We start from the raw sequence: 3,393 nt of genomic DNA on the forward strand, positions 1-3,393 counted from the left end.
CTAGTAAATGTGTTGCAACTCTACTATACAGGATTTATTCCTTTTTGTGTTTACACAACTTATTGTACACTACCTTTGTAAAGTCTATGAACGCATCATTTAAATCAATTTCACAAAGGAACTCCATTAATTTTATCATAAATCATTAGGAAACACACACATAATTTCATTTTAAATAGTCGTATAACGAACACCTTTATACATATTAACCTTATCGGTATAAGCTAGAGAATTCAAGACCTAGCTATTTTAAAATTTTATCTTTCATTCTGGTAGAGAAAAGATAAAAATTTTTAATCCTTATAGAATATGCAATCTTAAAAAAAGACAATGACCTCATTCCTTAATACTGGAGAACAAGGTCATTGCCAAATTTTTTATGCATCATCCAAAAGTATTTTTAAACAAACTAAAATAAAGTCACTTAACTTTCATCTTGGTTATTTTTCTTTTTCCTATTAGTAATAACCCAACTAAACCAGCTAATAGACCTAGCCCAGATCGGGAAGTATTAGATGAGTCTGAGGCTAATATTGACACAAACGAACTGATCGAAGATGATCCTGAACCGCTAATTGAGGCTGACTCAAACTCACGCGCTGAAACAGATTCTGAGACAGATATATTTACTGACTCTGAGGCTGACCTGCTTGCCGAGTCTGATGCACTGGTTGACGCAGACTCTGAGGCTGATGTACTTTGGGACACAGATTGAGATTTATATTCTTTATTTGATACTGTCTCATCCTATAAATTGTAGGAAAATATTGTTGTGAACCTGAGCTAACTTTAATATTATCGTTATAATAGACAGTTGCTATCCCAGAATCACTCACATCGATACTAGAAATGCGTTCACTTCCATTTTAAATCACCTTATCATGTGCTTTTTTTTATTTCTTGACGTACTTTTTCTTTATCAGATTCTGTTAAATGCTCTTTATCTTTAACCGATGTAATACTAATCTTTAGTTTAGCAAATAAGTTCTTCAGCTAATCTTGTTGAATAGTAAACTCTATAGTCGTTGCTGAATTCCCACTTGGATCAATAGCTGTAACCTTTCTACCCCAACGATTTCCATCCCTCCAAATCAAATCACGATCAGGAATTACATTAACTGTTACAATTGCTTGTTCATCATTTGTAATCATATTTACGATATTAGCAACACTTCCACTCATTTCAAATTTTAGAGATGAAATTTTACCAGAATCATCCACCGCTTTAAATGTTAAATTAACATTTTCACCACGATAAACATAAATTTCCTTTGTTTCTTTATTGTCGTAAGGAATAATAGGTTTTGGCCGTTCATTGACTGTAACTGATTGTGGAATTGGATCACTCTTTGTCCCATCCTTATAAACAATGATTGCTATCCCATTTTTTGAAACTTCGATATTTTGGATACAATGTGTTGCCTGATTATTCTTAGCAAAGCTAGCATTTTGAACAGATAATATCTCCGTTGATGTTAAGTCATTATTATCTACAACAGGAGTAATTTCAGGATTTGTAACCACAAGACGGTTTATAAGTTGCCATTGAGTGATACGAACATTTCCCAGACTATCATTACCTGTTTGATTACGTGCATCATTTTCATCCTTCGCAACAGCATTCCGTTGCCAACTATTACCAGAGCTCCACTTCAAATTATCTTTTAGATGGACATGAACAGTTATACGAGCTGGCTTATCCGTTGTTGCTGTTATATTCCCCCCCCTGTCAAATAAGCTAACGTGCCAGTTCCATATTCTGCACCCGTATCTCCTTGGAAGAAATTACTTGTTAAAGTAGCTCCGTCAGGGCTTGCTTTAGACACGACTTTAAACTCTTTTAGCTTTCCAGTTTCATCCGTAGCTGTGAAATCTATGGTAAAGTCATCACCAGCATATATGATATGCTCATTTCCTTGATCAGTCCTTGAACTTGGAGTAGAGGGAATCTCTTTGCCATCACGTGTCATAATCGCTCAAACTGTAGCTCCCCCTCTCAAAATATCTAAACCTGTTAAAGAAGTAGCTAAACTATCCTCTACAACATCCGTCTTCACTTGAGATGTATCAACTTGTCCTCTGAGAACCTTTAGCAACCCGAAATGAGAAGTTGATGCCCGAAGACAATGCTTCCCTGATTTAATTAATTTAAAACTAGTCTGACGATTAATTTCCCTAAACTGTCCTTTTTGTCGTCTAAAGAAGATATACTTTCCTTCCTCTATTCAATTAGTTATCAAATAAATGTTGTGCAATTCGCTATGTTCATCCATGAGGGAGTATCAATCAACGAAATATTAGAATTTTATAATTTAAACTAAATCCAATCGACTACACCAAATTATTAGCATTTAAGTAAAAAATATCCCATCCTACATTATGAACATAATTGCACATTTTAACACATTTTGTTAATAATTTATAATATTATGGTTCAAAAATATGAATAATCTATTCACTATTTATTTTTCAAAAAATGCTACTTTGAACAACATAAGAAAATTAAGTATAGTTAAAATAAAAGGTACATTTAAACATAACATTTAGAGTCCTTGATCACACAAATCAAAATAAATCAAAGAAATTGATCTAACTAACTACTATTATACTGGAGTTTAAAAACCTAAAGAACAAAAAAACGAGGAGAAATTATTCTCCTCGTAATCTAGTTAAAACCAACTAATGAGTGGAAACTCAAACTATAAGATGATTTAACTATTCTTCTTCTTTGCGTTTCTTCGAAACAAGTAATCCACCTGATAAGGCCGATAGAACTGCAAGACCAAGCGCTACAACTGATTGTTTTTCACCAGTATTAGGAAGGGTAGATACTTCTGCTTTAGATCCTGGGTTCACAACTGGCGCATCTGGTGCTGTCTTATCAGCGGCTTTACCAACGGTTGCTGTAGTTGGAGTTGATGTGTTGTTTGAAGCGTCTGTTGCTGTGACAGAAATTTCGTCGTTTTCATTCAAGCCAGATACTGGAATGCTGAAGGTACCGTCTTCACCGGCTGTTACAGATTTCTTAGCTCCGCCTGGAAGAGTGACTTCGACTGTTGAGCCTGCTTCTGCTTTACCTGTGATTGCTTCATCTCCAGCTTTAACTGGGTTCACAACTGGCGCATCTGGTGCTGTCTTATCAGCGGCTTTACCAACGGTTGCTGTAGTTGGAGTTGATGTGTTGTTTGAAGCGTCTGTTGCTGTGACAGAAATTTCGTCGTTTTCATTCAAGCCAGATACTGGAATGCTGAAGGTACCGTCTTCACCGGCTGTTACAGATTTCTTAGCTCCGCCTGGAAGAGTGACTTCGACTGTTGAGCCTGCTTCTGCTTTACCTGTGATTGCTTCATCTCCAGCTTTAACTGGGTTCACAACTGGCGCATCTGGTGCTGT

At 35.8% G+C, this 3,393-nt stretch carries 4 protein-coding genes; all 4 read right to left on the bottom strand.

All coding sequences use genetic code 11. The features are described 5' to 3' along the window. Positions 1-993: 993 nt before the first annotated feature. A complete protein-coding gene (locus tag K1J10_RS10250) occupies positions 994-1,656 on the bottom strand; it encodes a sialoglycan-binding domain-containing protein (RefSeq protein WP_223357274.1) in 663 nt (220 codons plus the stop codon). A gap of 56 nt (positions 1,657-1,712) precedes the next feature. After that, positions 1,713-1,970, bottom strand: coding sequence for a hypothetical protein (locus K1J10_RS10255; protein WP_223357276.1), 258 nt, complete (start codon positions 1,968-1,970; stop codon positions 1,713-1,715). 6 nt (positions 1,971-1,976) lie between these two features. Then, complete coding sequence (locus tag K1J10_RS10810) at positions 1,977-2,096, bottom strand: accessory Sec-dependent serine-rich glycoprotein adhesin (protein WP_223357277.1); 120 nt, start codon at positions 2,094-2,096, stop codon at positions 1,977-1,979. Positions 2,097-2,715: 619 nt separating this feature from the next. Further along, positions 2,716-3,393 (bottom strand): LPXTG cell wall anchor domain-containing protein (locus K1J10_RS10265; RefSeq protein WP_223357279.1); only part of this gene is annotated, 678 nt, incomplete at its 5' end.

Source organism: Streptococcus australis (genome assembly GCF_019930045.1).
GTDB lineage: Bacteria > Bacillota > Bacilli > Lactobacillales > Streptococcaceae > Streptococcus > Streptococcus australis_D.